The sequence below is a fragment of the Chryseobacterium sp. D764 genome, assembly GCF_019317325.1.
Taxonomy (GTDB): Bacteria; Bacteroidota; Bacteroidia; order Flavobacteriales; family Weeksellaceae; genus Chryseobacterium.
The window spans coordinates 4832538-4851079 of the sequence record NZ_CP079219.1; the positions used below are offsets into that span (position 1 = coordinate 4832538).

Annotated in this window: 19 protein-coding genes; 13 read left to right on the top strand and 6 right to left on the bottom strand. The window is 36.3% G+C overall.

Going from position 1 to position 18542, the window contains the following annotated elements; genetic code table 11:
• Positions 1-137 precede the first annotated feature (137 nt).
• From kbl to gldG, 4 genes are all read left to right on the top strand, one after another.
• Entirely contained in the window at positions 138-1334 is a 1197-nt protein-coding gene (gene kbl / locus KYG33_RS21935) for a glycine C-acetyltransferase (RefSeq protein ID WP_077415198.1), read from the top strand.
• A 171-nt stretch (positions 1335-1505) separates the two neighbouring features.
• Complete coding sequence (locus tag KYG33_RS21940; protein WP_077415194.1) at positions 1506-2057, top strand: CopD family protein; 552 nt, start codon at positions 1506-1508, stop codon at positions 2055-2057.
• 59 nt (positions 2058-2116) lie between these two features.
• On the top strand, positions 2117-2845 hold the full coding sequence (locus tag KYG33_RS21945; protein WP_047376920.1) for an ABC transporter permease: 729 nt from the start codon (positions 2117-2119) through the stop codon (positions 2843-2845).
• Positions 2846-2849: 4 nt separating this feature from the next.
• Complete coding sequence (gene gldG, locus KYG33_RS21950) at positions 2850-4520, top strand: gliding motility-associated ABC transporter substrate-binding protein GldG (protein WP_180565511.1); 1671 nt, start codon at positions 2850-2852, stop codon at positions 4518-4520.
• Positions 4521-4651: 131 nt separating this feature from the next.
• Here the strand turns inward: gldG and KYG33_RS21955 are convergent, their stop codons facing one another.
• From KYG33_RS21955 to KYG33_RS21965, 3 genes are all read right to left on the bottom strand, one after another.
• Positions 4652-5884, bottom strand: coding sequence for a serine hydrolase domain-containing protein (locus KYG33_RS21955; RefSeq protein WP_219072422.1), 1233 nt, complete (start codon positions 5882-5884; stop codon positions 4652-4654).
• A gap of 250 nt (positions 5885-6134) precedes the next feature.
• Positions 6135-6764 (bottom strand): hypothetical protein, encoded by a 630-nt coding sequence (locus KYG33_RS21960; protein WP_180565513.1) that lies wholly within the window; start codon positions 6762-6764, stop codon positions 6135-6137.
• A 120-nt stretch (positions 6765-6884) separates the two neighbouring features.
• Complete coding sequence (locus KYG33_RS21965; protein WP_077415186.1) at positions 6885-7313, bottom strand: DUF4268 domain-containing protein; 429 nt, start codon at positions 7311-7313, stop codon at positions 6885-6887.
• Positions 7314-7489: 176 nt separating this feature from the next.
• Between KYG33_RS21965 and KYG33_RS21970 the strand changes: the two genes are divergently transcribed.
• Positions 7490-7897 carry an RrF2 family transcriptional regulator gene (locus tag KYG33_RS21970; RefSeq protein ID WP_077415878.1) on the top strand — a complete coding sequence of 136 codons (408 nt, stop codon included), beginning with the start codon at positions 7490-7492 and terminating at the stop codon, positions 7895-7897.
• 31 nt (positions 7898-7928) lie between these two features.
• Here the strand turns inward: KYG33_RS21970 and KYG33_RS21975 are convergent, their stop codons facing one another.
• Complete coding sequence (locus KYG33_RS21975; protein WP_219072423.1) at positions 7929-8177, bottom strand: hypothetical protein; 249 nt, start codon at positions 8175-8177, stop codon at positions 7929-7931.
• Here KYG33_RS21975 and KYG33_RS21980 point away from each other — a divergent pair.
• Positions 8165-9052 carry a sulfite exporter TauE/SafE family protein gene (locus tag KYG33_RS21980; protein WP_219072424.1) on the top strand — a complete coding sequence of 296 codons (888 nt, stop codon included), beginning with the start codon at positions 8165-8167 and terminating at the stop codon, positions 9050-9052. The two genes, KYG33_RS21975 and KYG33_RS21980, sit on opposite strands and share 13 nt — an antisense overlap.
• Positions 9053-9140: 88 nt before the next feature.
• Complete coding sequence (locus KYG33_RS21985) at positions 9141-9431, top strand: putative quinol monooxygenase (protein ID WP_047376912.1); 291 nt, start codon at positions 9141-9143, stop codon at positions 9429-9431.
• 131 nt (positions 9432-9562) lie between these two features.
• Here the strand turns inward: KYG33_RS21985 and KYG33_RS21990 are convergent, their stop codons facing one another.
• Positions 9563-10855, bottom strand: coding sequence for a T9SS type A sorting domain-containing protein (locus tag KYG33_RS21990; RefSeq protein ID WP_077415182.1), 1293 nt, complete (start codon positions 10853-10855; stop codon positions 9563-9565).
• Positions 10856-11049: 194 nt separating this feature from the next.
• Positions 11050-11856 carry a T9SS-dependent choice-of-anchor J family protein gene (locus KYG33_RS21995; protein WP_077415180.1) on the bottom strand — a complete coding sequence of 269 codons (807 nt, stop codon included), beginning with the start codon at positions 11854-11856 and terminating at the stop codon, positions 11050-11052.
• Between the two features lie 95 nt (positions 11857-11951).
• Between KYG33_RS21995 and KYG33_RS22000 the strand changes: the two genes are divergently transcribed.
• From KYG33_RS22000 to KYG33_RS22025, 6 genes are read left to right on the top strand one after another with little or no spacing between them, the layout of a single operon-like run.
• Complete coding sequence (locus KYG33_RS22000; protein ID WP_077415179.1) at positions 11952-14057, top strand: TonB-dependent receptor plug domain-containing protein; 2106 nt, start codon at positions 11952-11954, stop codon at positions 14055-14057.
• Positions 14058-14073: 16 nt separating this feature from the next.
• Positions 14074-15189 carry an HmuY family protein gene (locus KYG33_RS22005; RefSeq protein ID WP_077415177.1) on the top strand — a complete coding sequence of 372 codons (1116 nt, stop codon included), beginning with the start codon at positions 14074-14076 and terminating at the stop codon, positions 15187-15189.
• A gap of 22 nt (positions 15190-15211) precedes the next feature.
• Positions 15212-16090, top strand: coding sequence for a hemin ABC transporter substrate-binding protein (locus tag KYG33_RS22010; protein ID WP_077415175.1), 879 nt, complete (start codon positions 15212-15214; stop codon positions 16088-16090).
• Complete coding sequence (locus tag KYG33_RS22015; protein WP_077415173.1) at positions 16074-17114, top strand: FecCD family ABC transporter permease; 1041 nt, start codon at positions 16074-16076, stop codon at positions 17112-17114. The genes KYG33_RS22010 and KYG33_RS22015 overlap by 17 nt, the downstream gene beginning before the upstream one ends.
• Positions 17114-17887 (top strand): heme ABC transporter ATP-binding protein, encoded by a 774-nt coding sequence (locus KYG33_RS22020; RefSeq protein WP_180565515.1) that lies wholly within the window; start codon positions 17114-17116, stop codon positions 17885-17887. Before KYG33_RS22015 ends, KYG33_RS22020 begins: the two co-directional genes overlap by 1 nt.
• A gap of 2 nt (positions 17888-17889) precedes the next feature.
• A complete protein-coding gene (locus tag KYG33_RS22025; RefSeq protein WP_077415169.1) occupies positions 17890-18540 on the top strand; it encodes a class I SAM-dependent methyltransferase in 651 nt (216 codons plus the stop codon).
• Positions 18541-18542 lie beyond the last annotated feature (2 nt).

Genomic DNA, 18542 nt, shown 5'->3' on the forward strand with positions numbered 1-18542 from the left:
ATAAATATTATCCTACTAAATTTATAGACTAATAATGTTAAAACTTAAACCTGAATTGATTTTTTAGAATTAAACATATAAAAGGTTTTATTTTACTGCCTTTTTAGTAAATTAGCACATCTAAAAAATTACCAAAAATGATCTCTGAAAAATACCTTCAACATTTACAGAACGAACTTCAGAATATTGAGAATGACGGACTTTACAAAAGAGAAAGAATAATCACCTCTCAGCAAAGTGCAGAAATAGAAGCTAACGGAAAAAAGCTTTTGAACTTCTGCGCGAATAATTATCTGGGATTATCCAACAACCCGGAAGTAATGAAAGCGTCTCAGGAAATGATTCAATCTCATGGATATGGGATGTCATCAGTGCGTTTTATCTGCGGAACACAGGATATTCACAAGGATTTGGAGAAAAAAATCGCTGACTTTTTAGGTCTTGAAGATACCATCCTTTATGCAGCAGCATTTGATGCAAACGGTGGTGTTTTTGAACCATTGTTTACGGAAGAAGATGCTATTATTTCAGATGAATTGAATCATGCCTCTATCATTGATGGTGTTCGTCTTTGTAAAGCAGCGAGATACAGATATAAAAACAATAATATGGCGGATCTTGAAGCTCAGTTAATTGCTGCTTCTGAAAAGAACCACCGTTTCAAAATTATCGTAACAGACGGAGTATTCTCAATGGACGGTATTGTTGCAGACCTAAAAGGAGTGTGCGACCTTGCTGATAAATATGATGCTTTGGTAATGGTAGATGACTCTCACGCAACAGGTTTCATCGGAAAAACAGGCCGTGGAACTCACGAAGCTAATGAAGTAATGGGTAGAGTAGATATCATCACTTCTACTTTAGGAAAAGCTTTAGGAGGTGCTTTAGGAGGTTTTACTTCCGGTAAAAAAGAAATCATTGATATGCTGAGACAGCGTTCAAGACCTTATTTATTCTCCAACTCTTTAGCGCCTGGAATCGTAGGAGCTGCTCTGAAAGTATTGGATATGATTTCTGATAACACTTCCCTTCGTGATCAGGTAATGGAAAATGCAGAATATTTCAGAACGGAAATGAAAGCGAAAGGTTTTGATATTCCGGACGGAGATGCTGCGATTGTTCCGGTAATGCTTTACGATGCACCTCTTTCTCAGAAAATGGCTGAAAAGCTTATGGATGAAGGTATTTACGTAATCGGATTCTTCTATCCGGTAGTACCGAAAGGAAAAGCGAGAATCAGAGTACAGTTATCTGCTGCTCATACTAAAGAACATTTAGATAAAGCGATTGCTGCTTTTGAAAAAGTTGGGAAAGAATTAGGCGTGATTTCTTAATCATTGAGTTGATTAAAACAATGAAAATATAATGTTCGGCTCGGGCAGCTTTGCTGCCCCGAGCCGAACTATTTTTTATAGAAACCCGTTTTACTTATATTTTCCTGATCAAAAGAAATTTATTTTTAACAATTATATAATAAGCTTATCTTTGCTGTTAATTTTTTCTGAATGCTTTATACAATAATCAAAGCGCTGCACATTATCTTCATGGTAAGCTACTTTGCGGGAATTTTTTATCTCGTGAGGATTTTCGTTTACTATAAGGATACTGATGAATTTCCTGAAGAGAAAAAGAAAATTCTGAGAGAGCAGTACACCTTTATGGCCAGAAGACTGTGGAATATTATTACCGTACCTGCGGGGGTAATCATGACAGTATGTGGATTGGTCATGATTTTTTTAAATACCGGTTTGATGAAAATGGGATGGTTTCACTTAAAACTGACCTTCCTGATCGGGCTTGCCATTTACCATTACTGGTGCTGGAAAAAAGTCCTTCATTTAAAGGAATTACATGGAAATACACTGCCAATTGCCAATATAAAACTGAGACAGGCCAATGAAATTGCTACCTTCATTCTGTTTCTAGTCGTATTTACGGTGATTTTAAAATCAATGGTGATCGAATACTGGTGGCAATTAATTGCAGGATTTTTCGTTCTTGTATTTCTGATCATGATGACAGTGAAACTGGTTAATAAAAATAAAAAAAACAAATAATTGTGGAGTAGGGCGCATGTCTGAGTACATTCATCCTTTTTACATCTTACAAAAAAACTATGATTGCAATTTTAAAGAAAGAACTTTGGAGTTACTTTGGAAACTGGAGTGCATGGGTGATCATTGCCGCTTTCAGTTTGATAGCAACTCTTTTCCTGTTCTTTTTCGACAACGATTCTAATATTTTTGAGATCGGAATGGCCTCGCTTCAGAGCTATTTCGTATTGGTTCCATGGCTGCTGATGTTTATCATTCCGGCCCTTTCTATGAAAACTTTTGCGGAAGAACAGCAAACAGGAACATTAAACTGGCTTTTTTCACAGCCGTTAAAAGTTTCTGAACTCGTAACCGGAAAATTCCTTTCCGTATGGATTGTTGGGATTCTATGCCTTATTCCTTCATTGATTTACCTTTATACAGTATATGTGCTGGGAGTTCCTGCAGGAAATATAGACCTTGGAATGACCTTTGGGAGTTACCTTGGATTGATTATTTTAATTGCGGCATTTGCTGCAGTGGGAATTTTGGCTTCTTCATTATCTCAGAATCAGATTATGGCTTATCTGTTGGGTGTTTTCATGTGCTTTATTATGTATTTCGGAATCGAGCAATTAGCAAGTTATAAACTTTTGGGAGGAGCAGACTTTATCCTTCAGAATATTGGTTTTTATCAGCATTTCTTAGGTTTTACAAGAGGGCTTATTGATTTTAAAGATATAGCGTATTTTGTTCTTGTTATTGGTGCTTCATTAGTATTGTCCAATCATTTTATAAACAAAAAGAAGTAGAGTTATGAAGAAGATCAATGCTAAATCTCCACTGGGAATTTTCTTATTTGCAATTGTTCCATTGGTAATTATCCTGACCTATTCGGGCATAAGATTAGACTTAACAAAAGAAAAAAGATATACCCTTTCTGATAGCACAATCAAAGTACTGGAGTCCGTAAAAAAAACTCTGACTGTTGAAGTGTATCTGGAAGGTGATTTTCCGGCAAGTTTCAAACAGCTGCAAAGTGAAACGAAATTCATGCTGGAAGAATTCAGAAAAATTAATCCGAAGATTGATTTTAAATTCATCGATCCGATTAAAACAAAAATGTCTCAGGACACTTTGATGGCGATGGGGATGCAGCCGTCTATTCTTCCGGATGTAAAAGACGGGAAGATTTCACAGATCACGCTTTTCCCATATGCTGTGATCAAGCATGGAAATGATGGCGTTTCTATACCATTGGTGGTACAACAGGCAGGAATTGATGCCGATCAGCAGTTGACAAGATCTATTGAAGGATTGGAATATAACCTTGTTTCCAACATTAAAAATATTGCAGCAGCAAAAAGAAAGAAAATTGGGATTTTGGTTAATCAGGATGAATTGAGTCCGGACGAATTCCAGGGATTTGTACAGCTGGCAATGGAAAACTATGATGCAGGGCCTATTATTCCTAAAAATCAAACTGAACTTTCGTTGGAAGATATCCCGTTATTGAAGCAGATGAGTGCTTTGGTGATTGCAAAACCGAGAAAAGCATTTACAGATAATGAAAAAGTAATTCTTGATCAGTACATTATGAACGGAGGGAAAACCCTTTGGATGATTGATGCCGTAAATGCTGAAATGGATACCTTAACAAGATCCAAAAAAGTAATGCCTTTCCCTGTAGATATCAACATGACAGACTTCTTTTTCAATTATGGGCTGAGAATTAATCCTGCTTTGGTAAAAGACGTTAAGAAGTTTGCCCTGTTAAGATTAGTGACAGGAGAAGTGAGTGGAAATCCTCAATATACAAGCTTACCCTGGCCATATTTTCCGCTTGGAATAGCCGAAAACAATAATCCGGTTACAAAAAATATTAACCCTGTAAAATTTGAATTTCCAACTTCTATTGATACTTTAGGAGGAAGAAAGAATATCAAAACAAAAGTTCTTTTCGAATCCAGTGAAAGGACATTATTGAAACAGGTTCCAAACTATGTGGATCTGAAAGAGGTTGCAAGCGTAGACAGCCTTGGACAAATGGAAAAACCAAGTACACCGAAAATCTTTGCGGTAGCATTGGAAGGGAAATTTAATTCTGCTTATGCATCAAGAATTGAAAGAAAATCCTATCCCGGATTCAAAGCATCCAGCCCGGAAAACAAAATGATCGTTATTGCAGACGGTGATGTAGGAAGAAATAAGGTGATCAAAGGAAAACCGCTTCCACTAGGGGTAGATTTGCTTACGAACGAGCAATTTGGAAACGAACAGTTCCTTAGAAACGCCTTGGATTATCTGTTGGATGACAGTAACCTGATGGAGCTTAGAAACAGAAATATCGAAGAAAGACTTCTTGACAGACAACGAATTACTGAAGAGAAATCCACATGGCAGTGGCTGAATTTACTGCTTCCACTGGCGATTATCGGCCTTATCGGAGGATTGTTCTTCTGGTTGAGGAAAAAGAAATTTGGATAAAATATAAAAGTCCGGGAGAAAAAATCTTCCGGACTTTTTATTGTAATATGATTCAATCCTGTTTAGAATCAATTCAGTTTAATGAATTGTTCGCAGAATTGTTATTAATAATCGATTGTAACTCGGCTGGCTTATAGTTTCAATTGGTACTTCTCCAGTACATTCCAGATTCCATAAAAAGCATCATTCCCTTTCTTATCCGAGAAATTTGTATTAAAAATCATAATCCTTCCCAGATTATTTTTCGGATCAAAAAACAGCATAGACATTACTCCCGGATCACCTCCGGTATGGCCAATATATCCTGTATAACCAAAACCCATAAATATTCCCACATTATAAGATTCGCTGTAGGGATTTTTATCATTTCGTTCCGTGAAGTTGGAAGTCGTAAGCTGCTGGGTAAAATATTCTTTATAGCTTTTCTGAGTCAGAATGGTTCCCTTTCCATTGTAGCCTTTGATAAGTTCGGTTAAATATTTACTCAGGTCGTTGATGCTTGTAATAAACCCACCATCAGGATATGTTGCAGATAGATAATAGGGAAGTGGAGTCTGGGGATTTTCATACAGCCTGGAGAATTTAGAAAACTTTACTTCTTCAAATGACCAGCCTGAACCTTTCATATGTAAAGGTTTCAGGATGTATTCTTTTGTGAAATTATTGAAGGCTTGTCCGGTAGCTTTTTCAATAATAAAGGCTGCCAAAGCAGTTCCTACATTGGAATATTCATAGATTGATCCCGGTTTGTTGGCAGAGAAACTGTTTGTATTCCATTTTCCGTTTTCTGCCAGTACATTTTCTAAAAAACCAGACATTGAAATTATTGAATCTGCAGGGTTGAATACCTGTTCATCATCAAAATTGAGCTTTACTCCATTCAGGTTCTGATCAGGTTTCAGAAAGTAATTTCTAGATAAATAAAATTCGTTGTCAAGAATAGAAGAGGTATGGGTTGCTAGCTGTCGAATGGTAATCGGAGTTTGTGGGAAATGAGGATTAACCACTTTAAAGGGTAAATATTTTTGAACAGGATCATCCAGATTCAATTTTCCGAGTTCCTGAGCTTTAAGAAGGGCAATTCCAACGAATGTTTTGGAAACAGATGCAATATTCTGTATCGTATTTTCAGTATACAATCTCTTTTCTTTCACATCTGAAAAGCCAAATCCCTTTTGGTATAAAGTCGATTTTTCATTTACAACAGAAACCGCAAACCCGTTGAATAAGCCTTGCTGGTATATTGCATTGACATCCGAATCCAGAGAATCTCTAACATCATAATTAGCATGACGAACCTCCTTCACCGAATGACATGATATCAACATCACTGAAATTACCATTGATAATAAAATCCTTCCCATATGTTTTTTAATAATAAGACACCTGGTGAAATAGTTTTGTTACAGATTGAGTAGGTTAAAAATAGAAAGACTGTCTCAAATCCTGAAACAGTCTCTATTTATTTTTCTAAAGATTAATCTTCAATGCAGGAAAATCTGTTTTAAATCCTGCAGTTTTGTAAGCTGGACTTCAGTTATTTTCCGGGCGGTAAAAAAGTTGAGGTCACATCTATATTCAATAATGTTTGAGATTGGTGATAAAAACTATAGATTATTGCTGATAGGTTTCTTTTGGAAGTAAAGCAGCAGTTCTGTAATAACTGATATCAGTAGAGATCTGTGCCTGAAGATCCTGGAAGGTATCATAATCATACTGGACCCAGTTTTCTTCATTGTCGGGATCAGGAGTCTTGTCTACAGCCAGTTCAAGCTTTCCGTCTTCCTGATAGCTGCATTCTATAGCAGCATATTTTTCACCGCTTTCGTCCTGTGTATACCAGCATTTTACGGTTCTTTCGAGCTGTGGTTCATAAGTTTCGTTATCGATGACCTGAGAACAGATAAAGTTTTCAGGGTCGTCCGCTTTGAAAACAGTTTTAGAAATTAAGGGCAGCTCGTCCACTGATAAGGAATACAATTTATTGGTAGAAATAATAAATCCGTCGCCTGTCTCTTTTTTTTCAATATCAAAAAAGTCAGATTTTTCCCTGAGATAATCTACTACCTTTGCTTCGTCTTCTTCGTCACTTAGAAAATAATTGATATTGTAAACACTGTCCTCGTTGATGAATTCGATTTCTTTTAGAAAATCAGAATCTTCCTCATAATAATACAGATGATATTCGTTTAGCTTCACAGCTTTACTTTTGGAGATAATTTCTCCAAAAATGTTTTTGTACACTTTTCTCATTTTTAATCATATTATTTAGTTTCATCTATTAGTTTAAGTGGGTATCACAAAGATAAGTTTTCTTTTTTATCTAAGCTTGAAGTGTGAAACAGTATTTATTTCGTAAGTATTTCATATATCCTTTATAAAATCCTCATATTCATAGTAAAACCTTTCGAAACCGTCCATTTTGTCCACAAAAAACTCAAAAATTTCTTGCCATGTATTTTTATTAAAAATGGAAACACCATGTTTTTCTATCCATATCCTGCTGATAATCTTACCGTTTTCAAGGGTGAAGTATTCTTCTTTTTGAAAATCTCCAATGAAATCTTTTAAAATATCTTCCAATGACCAGATCTTTTCGTAATAGGCGTTTCGGAAAATTTCGTCTTTCATTTCTATATCCAGAGAAACTTCTGCTTTTTTATTATCGGCAGAAAATTTAAATGCCATATCCTTGATTTTAGTATCATAAAGAATCCATTTTCTGGGAAATGATCTTCCAAAAGCTGTCCAAAATTCCTTTTTTAACTGCTGTGCTTCTTGTTTACTGAACATACAGCAAACATAATGATTTAATAGGAGAAAGGCAAAAATGTGGTACTGAAACCGTAAAATTACGGATAAGCCGGATACGCAAAAATACGTAATGGAATACCTCAAATTTACAAATTTACCTGTCCACCTTTATCTGCTCTTTTCAAATGTTAAACAATTTTCTTATTTTTGCTGTAATGCTTTCAAAAAAATCTCAATATGCGTTTAAGGCGCTTTCATATCTTGTAGAAAAAAGAAATGAAGGCCCGATTCTTATTTCCGAAATTGCGGAACACAAAAAAATTCCTTTAAAGTTTTTGGAAAATATTCTGCTTGAATTAAAAAAGGCGGAAATTCTTGACAGTAAAAAAGGAAAGGGTGGAGGATATTTTCTGAAGGAAAAACCTGAAAATGTGAAACTGGCCAAAATTATCCGTCTTGTAAACGGTCCTATTGCCATGCTTCCTTGTGTAAGTCTGAATTTTTATCAAAAATGTGACGACTGCAATGAAGATCACTGCGGACTTCATGATGTACTGATAGAAGTTCGGGATGCTTCACTGAATATTCTTGAGAAAAAAACTTTAATGGATCTGGTCGACTGACCTGATCCTTTTTTTTGAATTATTAGTCTACTTATTTTGTAGAATAAATATTTTTATCAGATATTTGCAATACTTCAAATGAATAAATTATGGTTTCAAAAGAAGAAACATACCCATTACAAACGTTTACCTCTTCCAGCGTGACAGTATCTTCAACTGTTGCATCTGCTTTATCCGGAAAACAAATCTTATGCAGGCAGATATCAGATGTTTTTGTTATCGAAGCTGCAGGTAATGAGGTAATATGTACTAAAACAACTCTGTGATATGGTGATTTCAAGAAAAATTCAGGTAAGGCTTAATGTCCTTCTTGTGACGGCTGTCATTGTATCTATTGCTGCTTTTTCAATGTATGAGCTGGGATATCTGGAAGAGCTGCAGACCATTCTGGCAAAAGATAACTACATTTTTTACTGGATGCTTCTGGTAGGCGTTTTTGCAGAAATTGTTGCAGGATCAATGGGAATGGGCTATGGAGTGATCTGTACCACCACACTTATGCTTCTGAATATTCCGCCTCATATTGTGAGTGCAAGTATCCATTCGGCAGAAAGTTTTACAACGGCAGCGGGAAGTCTCAGCCATATCAGATTGAAGAATGTCAGTAAGAGTTTAGTGAAGAAGCTTGCAGTGCCGGCAGTTATCGGGGCAGTTATTGGTGCGGTAAGCCTTACTTACCTTGGAGAATATTATGCGAAGATCACCAAAACACTGATTGCTTTTTATACTTTATATCTCGGAATTCAGATTTTATCGAATGCTTTTAAAGAAAAACAGAGCAAAGCATTGAAAAGAAAAACCAATCTTACCAGACTGGGAGTGATAGGAGGTTTTATAGATTCTTTTGCCGGTGGTGGGTGGGGACCTCTGGTAACCGGAACTTTGATTAAAAATGCTTTTACCCCAAGATTTGCAGTAGGAAGTTCTACCGTAGCCAAATTTATCCTTACCATAACGGCTGCTGTTACCTTTTTCTTTACTCTGGGAATCCAGCACTGGAATATCATTCTCGGCCTTTTGATTGGCGGAATTATTACGGCTCCTTTTTCAGCGATGCTTACTGCAAAGCTTCCTGTGAAGAAAATGTTTGTGATTATCGGAACATTGGTGATTGTGATGAGTTCTATAACTATTTATAAATCAGTTTTTAATTAAAAATTATGCATTGTATTGAAAAATAAAGAGCTTAAAAAGATATTCGGTTTTGAAAATATTTTACTTTTACATCACTAAATATTAGAACATGAATTTACATATCATTGCACTTTTTAAGTTTAATGAAAATTATCTGATGGATGCCGTAGAGCTGTTTCAGAACCTTGTGAAAGAAACAAGAAAAGAAGAAGGCTGCCTGCAGTATGACCTTATTGAAGATAAAGATAATAAAGGAACTTTCTTCCTGATTGAGCTTTGGGAAAGTGTAGAGCACCACAACAGACACAACGGTCAGGATCACCTTCTGGATTTCCGTAAAGATGCTTCCAAGATCATGGAGAGCTCAGCAGAAGTGTATAAAGGATTTAAGATATATTAATATCGAGGATTGAAAGATTTAAGAATAAAGACTTAAAGATTTTTTCGGTTTCCTTAAAAAATAAAAGGCGGTCTCAATAGCTTGAAACCGCCTTTTTATTAGAAAAAATAGAAAGTATTAAAATAAAATATTTATTTTACGATAAGCTTTTTCGTTTCCGAATGACCTCCGTAAGTAATTTTTACAAGGTAATTCCCTGATGTAAGTGTAGAAAGATTCAGATCCTGTTTGTAGAATCCTGCCTGATTCGTAAGTTCAGCAGAATATACCTTTTTACCGGTAAGATCATAGACTTCTACATTTCCTTTGTTGCTTGCTTTTTCTTTAACATCAAAAAGAACCGTTATTTTTTTATCAGCTGGTGCAGGGTTAGGATAAATACCAAAAGAAGCCTTTTTCCCAACTTCTGTAATACCTAATGTTTCAGTAATCTTCTTGTATTTAAAATACATATTTCCTGTACTTGCTCCACCGTTTGTAGTAAAGTACATTCTATAGTAATCATTTCCCTTTTTGACGTAGTAGACAACATCATTTTTAACGGTTCCTATCCCTTTCCAAGAATGTCCTACAGTAGTAATAGCTGATGAGAAACTTGCTGTGGCAGGAATTGTATAGGCTGTTGTGGCCTGAGTTTCCGGCTGTACCATTGCTACTTTAATGTTTGGGCTCTGGATTGCTCCGGAAAGTGGATACATCTGTACCCCCATATAGAATGTATAATATTTAGTAAATATGAAATCCCATGCAGTTCTTGATGGTTCCAGACTAGGAACTTTTGCTCCTGTATCAAATGAGAAATAATTAAAATAAGAATCATCCGTTCCATTAGCGATTGTTCTTGTTTCTGTAGCTCCCCATGCAGTACCGTTCCATTTTGAATATTTAAAAGTATATCCTGCAAAGGCATCTTCAATGGCAAATTTGATGTATGTTCCTGAAGGGTATTTTAACACAAAAATAGCTTTCCCCTGGATATGGTGATTTATCGGGTTGTAAACTCCCCATCCTGTTGAAGGGATATTGGGGTTTGGAGATGTCACAGGTCCCTGTTCAAAAGCTCCCTGGCTCCAGTCAGTGGTCTGATCCGGGTTATAAAGAGGGTCTCCCCATGAAGATTCATTGCTGATGCTGATGTTATCCCAGTCTGCTAGATTTGTTGAAGCAGTGAATACTTCGATATCTTTTGCATCATTTATTCTTGATCCAAATGCATAGTTTGAATTTCTATAAAAAGCAACATCCCAGGTATTGGCAGGTTGAGAAACCATATTACCATCTGCAAGGTTTACAAAAACTCTGTTTTGATATCCGCTTCCCATTGTCATATTTACCTGTGAGTATCCAAATGCATCAGTTTGTGCCAAAACAGTCTGCTGAACAGACATTGCCAATACTGAAGCCAATAATAGTTTTGTTTTCATAACTTATTTTTTAAATCCTTATTTAGAATGATTCTACAAAATTATATAATTATTTTTAATGAGTCTAAATAAAAACATGATTTTTATCGTGTTTTTATTTTAATCATACTTTTGATAAGTAAAAAATAAGAATAAAAAAGCCGGAAGGAATAGTCCCGCCGGCTTTGAAAAGGTAGATAATAGTCTAATAAACCTTATTTCTTGATAAATTTTGATTGGATAAGTTTTCCTTCTGCAGTTTCAATATTCATGTAATATACTCCTGTCTGAAGTGTACTGATATCAAATATTTGTCCGTTTGGTTTTCCTTCGGCTGCTTTCTGTCCTGCAGCAGAATAGATACTGATATTTTTAAGATCTTTTTTTGATTTAAATTCCAATGCTGTCTGATCAGAATTTAATGCAAATCGGAGATTTTCTGTCACTTTATTATTGTCATTTACTCCTAAAGAAGCTGTTGTGTTATAAACGACATTATCAACCTGGATCGCAACGTGTGTTGCTGTAGGAGTAAATTTAAATACAATATATGAACCTGTAGATGCCGGAATATTTACACTGATATTCTGAACTGTACCAATAACTGATACATTGATAGGGCTTCCGACAGGAACAAATGTTGACATATCCGCAGGATTGGATGCTACTCCAATCTGAATACTTCCCGGACCAGGAGATGGAGACACTAAAGTAGTATCAAAAGTCAATGTTTTATTTCCGGTTGGAGTTTCAATTTGTGGTGAAATCAGATATGAAGACCCTGTCGCATTATTTCCTGCGTAGGATTGAACGAACCTGTTTGAATCACCTGCTACAATCATTCTCGGAGGTACGGGAGGAAATTCTCCGGTTATTGGAGCAACAATGGCAGCCCATCCAAACTGAGGGAAAGTAGTATTACCTGCAGTAAAGTTATTGAAATTTTCATTGATGTTAGATACCTGAGCATTTGCTGTTAAGGCTGTAAACATCAGAGTTCCTAAAAGTAATTTTAATTTCATGAGATTATTTTTATTTAGAATTATTCCACAAAAATATATATTTATTTTTAATGAGTCTAAATAAAGTTTTATATTTGTCGAAAATTTGTACCCTTATGAAGAAGAAAGTGCTTTCCGTTCTATCATTATCTGTAGCCTTATGGATGAATGCACAAGAAAAGGATTCTCTTAATCAAAAGAAAATTGAAGAAGTTGTTATTACAGGACAGTATATGCAGCAGTCCATTAACAAATCAATATATAAGGTTGAGGTTATTGATGCAGAACAGATTAAAAACATGGCGGCGACTAATGTTGCCGAGGTTTTAAATCAAAGTCTTAACATACAGATCACTCCGGATACCCGTTCAGGAAATTCCACTGCCAATATCATGGGACTTAATGGTGATTATGTAAAAATCCTTATAGACAATATTCCGGTAGTAGGAGATACAGGATTGGGAAGTAATATTGATCTTACAAAAATTACCTTAAGCAATATCGAAAGAATTGAAATTGTAAAAGGAAGTATGGGCGTTGAATATGGAAATGGAGCTGTTGCCGGGGTAATCAACATTATCACCAAGAAAACCAGTACAAAAAAAGTAAGTGTAAGAGGTTCAGTACAGGAAGAAACCGTAAGAGATAATTACGATCTTAAGAAAAGAGGGAACGGAAGACATATTCAAAACCTGAATATAGATTATAACATCAGCAATGAATGGTTTGCAAGTATCAATTTCAACCATAACCAGTTTATGGGATATGAAGGAGAAAGCAAAGGTTACAAATATTTCGGACAGGACAATCAGAGAGGATATGAATGGAATCCGAAAGACCAGTATGATGCTTCTGCATTGCTAAGATATACGAAAAATAAAACAACATTCTTCTACAAGCTGTCCTATCTTAATGAGAAATTCAACTTCTACAACCCGGAAGTAAGCCGAAACCCGCTTAATGACGGTGTAGGTGGAGTTTCTTATGAAAGTAGAGACAGAAGGTACAATACAGACCGCTGGGTACACCAGTTTAACATTCAAACTAATCTGGGGCATATCCGGTACATGGGAGACTTCTCCTATCAGAATCAGGACAGAAAGTATTACGACTACAATTACGACATTCCAAACAGAGCGATAAAGAGCCGTCAGGACGAAAAATCCTATTATAAGACAGATGTCATCTACTCAAGAGGGATGTTCAGTAACTTCCTGGATAGCAAAGTTTTTGATTTTCAGTTAGGATATGAATTAGACTATACTAATGGTTATGCTGCACTGATTGCAGGAGATTTCTTTGGAGAAGCCGTAAAAAGAAAAATATTTACCTATTCCAACTTCCTTTCTGCAGAATGGAATGTTTCAGACAAACTTTCATTAAGACCGGGAGTAAGACTTTCCCTTAGTGAAAACTTTAACAATCAATACAACTATTCCTTATCAGCAAGATATAAAACTTCTGAGAATTCAAATCTTAGAGCGATCGTAGGATCAGCAAACCGTTTTCCTAAATATGACGAACTGTACACCTATTTTGTAAATCTTAACCATGATGTACAGGGAAATCCGGATTTAAATCCTGAAAAAGGATTCTCAGCAGGACTTTTCTGGAATCAGAATTTTTCAGTGAATAATGGCTGGAAAATAGCTTACGGAGTAGATGCATTATATCTGGATGTACGTGACAGGATTGAAATGGTGGTGGTAAAACAACCTTCTACCTACAAATACATGAATCTTAATACCTATAAAAATCTATTATTCTCAGCCAATGTAGATTTTAGAAAAGATCAGTTTGCTTTGTCTTTAAGAGGATCAGTAAACGGAACATCGGTATCAATGAATGAATTAACATCCTCTTCTCCTACAGACTTCCAGTATTTAGTACAGGCAGGAGCTTCGGCAACTTACAAACTGAAAAATACCGATACCAATTTTGCCCTTTATTACAAATTTACAGGTCCGGACAGAATCTATGTGTCTGACGGGGCAAGTGGTTTCCGCCTGGGAAAAGTAGACAGTTTTCATATGATGGATTTCATCGTAAGCCAGCCTTTCTGGAATAAGCATTTCGAAATTTCTGCGGGGGTGAAAAATATATTTGATGTGACGAGGTTAAACTCTACTGCAATTGCGGGTTCAGCCCATACAGCAGCGAACGGTTTTGTTAATTTATACTACGGCAGAAGCTATTTTGCCCGATTAATGTTTCAATTTTAAATAATAAGTTACTGTTATGAAGTATTTAAAAATATTTTCTATTCTTTCCGTCATGGTGGCCACTCAGTCTTGCCTTTCTGCAGATGAAGATCCGGTTCCGGTTCCACCTATGACTGGGTCAGAAGTTAACGTAAAAGTGGGTGGTCCTACAGAACCTAATCAGGTTTGGATTGATCTGAGTGATTACACCAATCCGGCTATCAACAGCAGAACAGATTGGGATCTTGGTTTTTATACAGGAGATGAATTTCGTGTGATTATGAACGGATCTCTTGCTATGACAGTTATTAAAATACCTGATGCTACAGATATCAGTAAAGTAAAAGATGCTGATGCAGCAAGCTTGAAAGAAATTGCTCAGGTAGGAACATTTGATGCTGCCAATATGAAATATATTGACAATCCGAATGGAGATTTCCTAAATCAGACTTCCGGAATTGATGCCATCAAAGAAAATGACGCTGATAATCCTGTTTATCTAATCAATATGGGAAGAGAAATACCTTCCGCAGCCAATATTGGGGCCGGTTCCGTTTCATTATCCGGTGATCCGAGAGGATGGAAAAAAATTCAGATTCTGAGAGCTCAAAATGGATACAAGATTCGGTATGCCGATTTGAATGCAACAGGAACAGATATTAAAGAATATATCATTACAAAAGATACTGAATACAATTTCACATTCTTTAACCTGAAAACGGGTACACCGGTAAAGATTCAGCCTAAGAAAAAAAGATGGGATTTAGCATTCACAACGTTTACCAATGAGGTATTCATGGGACCTACAACCAGTGCGGGAAGCTACTTCTATGCAGATTTTGTAACTACCAATACCTTAAATGGAGTAGGCGCTTATCAGGTAAGTGTTACAGGAAGTCTGGATCAGGCTTATACTGCATTTAAACTGAAAGATGTTGAGCCCGCCAAATTTGTATTTAATGATCACAGAGCCATTGGTGATAAGTGGAGAACAACCACGGGGACGGCATCGAATCCGGTTCCATTTGTATATTCAGACCGTTTCTTTGTATTGAAAGATGCTGAAGGGTTCTACTTTAAACTGAGGTTTAACAAAATGAAAGACGAAAACGGAAACCGGGGGTACACCAATTTTGAATTTGAACCTTTATAAAATAATCAAATAATAGTATATCATGAAAAAATTCATTCTTGCAGCTTCTGTACTTGTAGCAGTGTATTCTTGCAAAAAGGCAGAAGGATCACCAAAAGAAAGTACAACGGAAGCTACTTCTGAAGCACCAAAGACCAACAATAAAATAGTAACATTAAGTGGAGGAATTACTGAAATAGTATCTGCCCTGGGCCACGAAAAAGAAATCGTAGGAACGGATGTTACAAGTACTTATCCTGCATCTTTAAAAGCTACAGCTAAAGATTTAGGCCACATGAGATCAATGACTATTGAGCCGATCATGGCAGTCTCTCCAACATTAATTTTAGCTTCTGATAAAGATATCAACCCGGAATTGATGGGGAAAATAAAATCTTCAGGAATTAAAACTGAAGTATTCAAACAGGAATATACGGTAGAAGGAACTAAAAAGTTGATTGAATCTGTAGCAAAAGCTATCGGAAATACAGACTACCAGAAACTGAATGACAAGATTGATGCAGATCTTAAACAGGTACAGCCTATTGCTAAAAAGCCAAAAGTATTGTTCATCTATGCCAGAGGAAATATGCTGATGGTGAGTGGTAAAAATACACCAATGGCTTCATTAATTACCCTTGCAGGCGGTGAAAATGCCGTAACTGATTTTGAAGATTTCAAACCATTGACCCCGGAAGCTGTTGTAAAAGCCAATCCTGATGTACTGTTCTTCTTTGAAACAGGTTTACAGGGAGCTGGAGGAAATGAAGGCGCTCTTAAAATGCCGGGTGTTTCCCAAACGAATGCAGGGAAGAATAAAAAAATCATCGCAATGGACGGAGGTTTAGTATCAGGTTTCGGGCCGAGATTAGGAGAAGCAGCAGTAGGATTAAACAAACTTTTAATTGAAAACACAAAGTAAACTATACTTTTATCTTATTATAAGTGCAGTACTGCTTACTATTATAGCAGTACTGTCACTTAATACAGGAGTTTATGATTTTGGAGGAAACTCTCCGTTCATGGCACTGTGGCAATTTATAAAAGGAGATTCCAATTTATCATTGAGTGATAAATATGTAATCTGGGACGTAAGAGCAGCCAGAATTATCATGGCAATTTTAGTAGGAAGTATGTTGTCGGTTTCAGGAACAAGTCTTCAGGGACTTTTCAAGAATCCTTTGGCAACGGGAGATTTAATAGGACTTACATCGGGAGCAACTTTGCTGGCAGCAATTGCGATTGTTTTAGGAGGACATTTCAAAGAATATCTTCCTGAGGCTGTACAATTTTCACTGGTAGGAATCGCGGCGTTTATCGGTTCTTTTTTATCAATGATGTTGGTCTACAGAATTTCAACAAGCGGAGGAAAAACAAATGTGGTCATGATGCTGCTTACGGGAGTCGCAATAACGGCTATCGGTTTTTCAGTAACCGGATTTCTGATCTACATCTCAAAAGATGAGCAGCTTAGAGATCTTACCTTTTGGAATTTAGGAAGTTTGGCAGCAGCAACATGGACTAAGAATATCATTCTGGCCATTGTTATGATCATTGCCTATATCATTTTATTGCCGAAAGGTAAAGCTTTGAATGCAATGATGCTGGGAGAAAAAGATGCACACCATCTGGGAATCAATGTGGAAAGGCTGAAAAAACAGATTATTATTATTGTAGCTTTAATGGTAGGGAGCTGTGTGGCATTCTCAGGAACTATAGGTTTTGTAGGTCTTATTGTACCTTATATTTTAAGACTCTTATTCAAATCCAATTATGCTTTTATTTTGCCATTATCGGCAATGTGCGGAAGCATTTTAATGTTGACAGCAGATACCTTCAGCAGAAGTATTGTAGCACCGTCAGAACTGCCGATCGGTATTTTAACAGCCTTAATGGGAGGACCTATTTTTATCGCTATTTTGGTTAAATTTAAAAAGTCACTGTAATGATCAAGGCACACCAGATTAATTATAAACATAAAGATTTCCGAATTCTGGACGGGGTAGATGTCTCTCTGGAGTATGGTGAATTTTTGGCTATTGTAGGACCTAACGGAGCAGGAAAGTCAAGTCTTCTGAGCGTATTGGCAGATGAAGTGAAATCCGGAAATAATAAGGTTTTATTTAAGGATAAACCCATCAGAGAATGGAATATCAAAGAGCTTTCAAAACATAAAGCAAAGTTCTCACAGCACAACAGCAATGATATTCCGCTTGAGGTAAAAGATGTGATCATGATGGGAAGATATCCGTATTTTGATGCTCAGCCCGGAAAAGAAGATCTGGAAGCCATGAACAATATGATGTACGAAACTGATATTTTTCATCTTAAAGAAAGAGAATACAATACACTTTCAGGAGGAGAAAAGCAGCGTGTACATCTTTCAAGAGTAATGGCACAGCTTGAAAATGAAATTGCCCACAAACTGGTTTTTCTGGATGAACCTTTGAACAATTTGGATATAAAACATCAGTATAAGGCGTTGGAAATTATCAAAAATTTTACAAAAAAAGCCAATAGTGCCATTGTTGTTTTGCATGATCTCAACCTTGCGGCACAATTTGCAGACAAAATTTTATTAATGAAATCAGGACAGGTTTCCGCCTATGGAACTCCACAGGAAGTTTTTACAGCAGAAAATATCAGCAATGCCTATAATTTTCCCTGTACCATTTGCGAACACCCAATTACCAATAACCCTATGATCATTTTTGGATAACCATGGAAAAAGAAGAACTCAAAATCCTTGCACAGAATCTTGCCAATCCTCAGGGGGAAAAAGGCATCGAGATTGGTGAAATGATGAATGCCACTAACATCAGTATGACGTTAGAAAGTATCAAAACACTGGTGGTAGATGATGATCAGCAAATCCTCGAAATAGGACACGGGAATGCCGCACACCTGAAAAGTATAATAAGTCTTGCCAAAAATCTCAGATATACCGGGATTGATATTTCTGAAACCATGCATAATGAAGCCAAAAGGCTCAATAAAGAATTTGAAAGCCAGGCAGATTTTGTTTTGTATGAAGGCAGTAAACTCCCTTTCCAGGACAGAGCTTTTGATAAAATATTTACAGTCAATACAGTCTATTTCTGGGAAAATCCGGTAGAATTTTTAAATGAGATATACAGGGTTTTAAAAGATGACGGAACATTCGTTCTTACATTCGGACAAAGAGAATTCATGGAAAAACTGCCGTTTACGGAATATGACTTCATCCTGTACAACAACAGTGAAATGGAAGAACTGATCTCCAAAAGTCATTTTAAAAGAATGAAAACTTCTGAAAAAGAAGAAGAAATAAAAAGTAAAACAGGAAACGAAACAATACAAAGAATTTATACAATTTTAACCATAAAAAAGTAAAG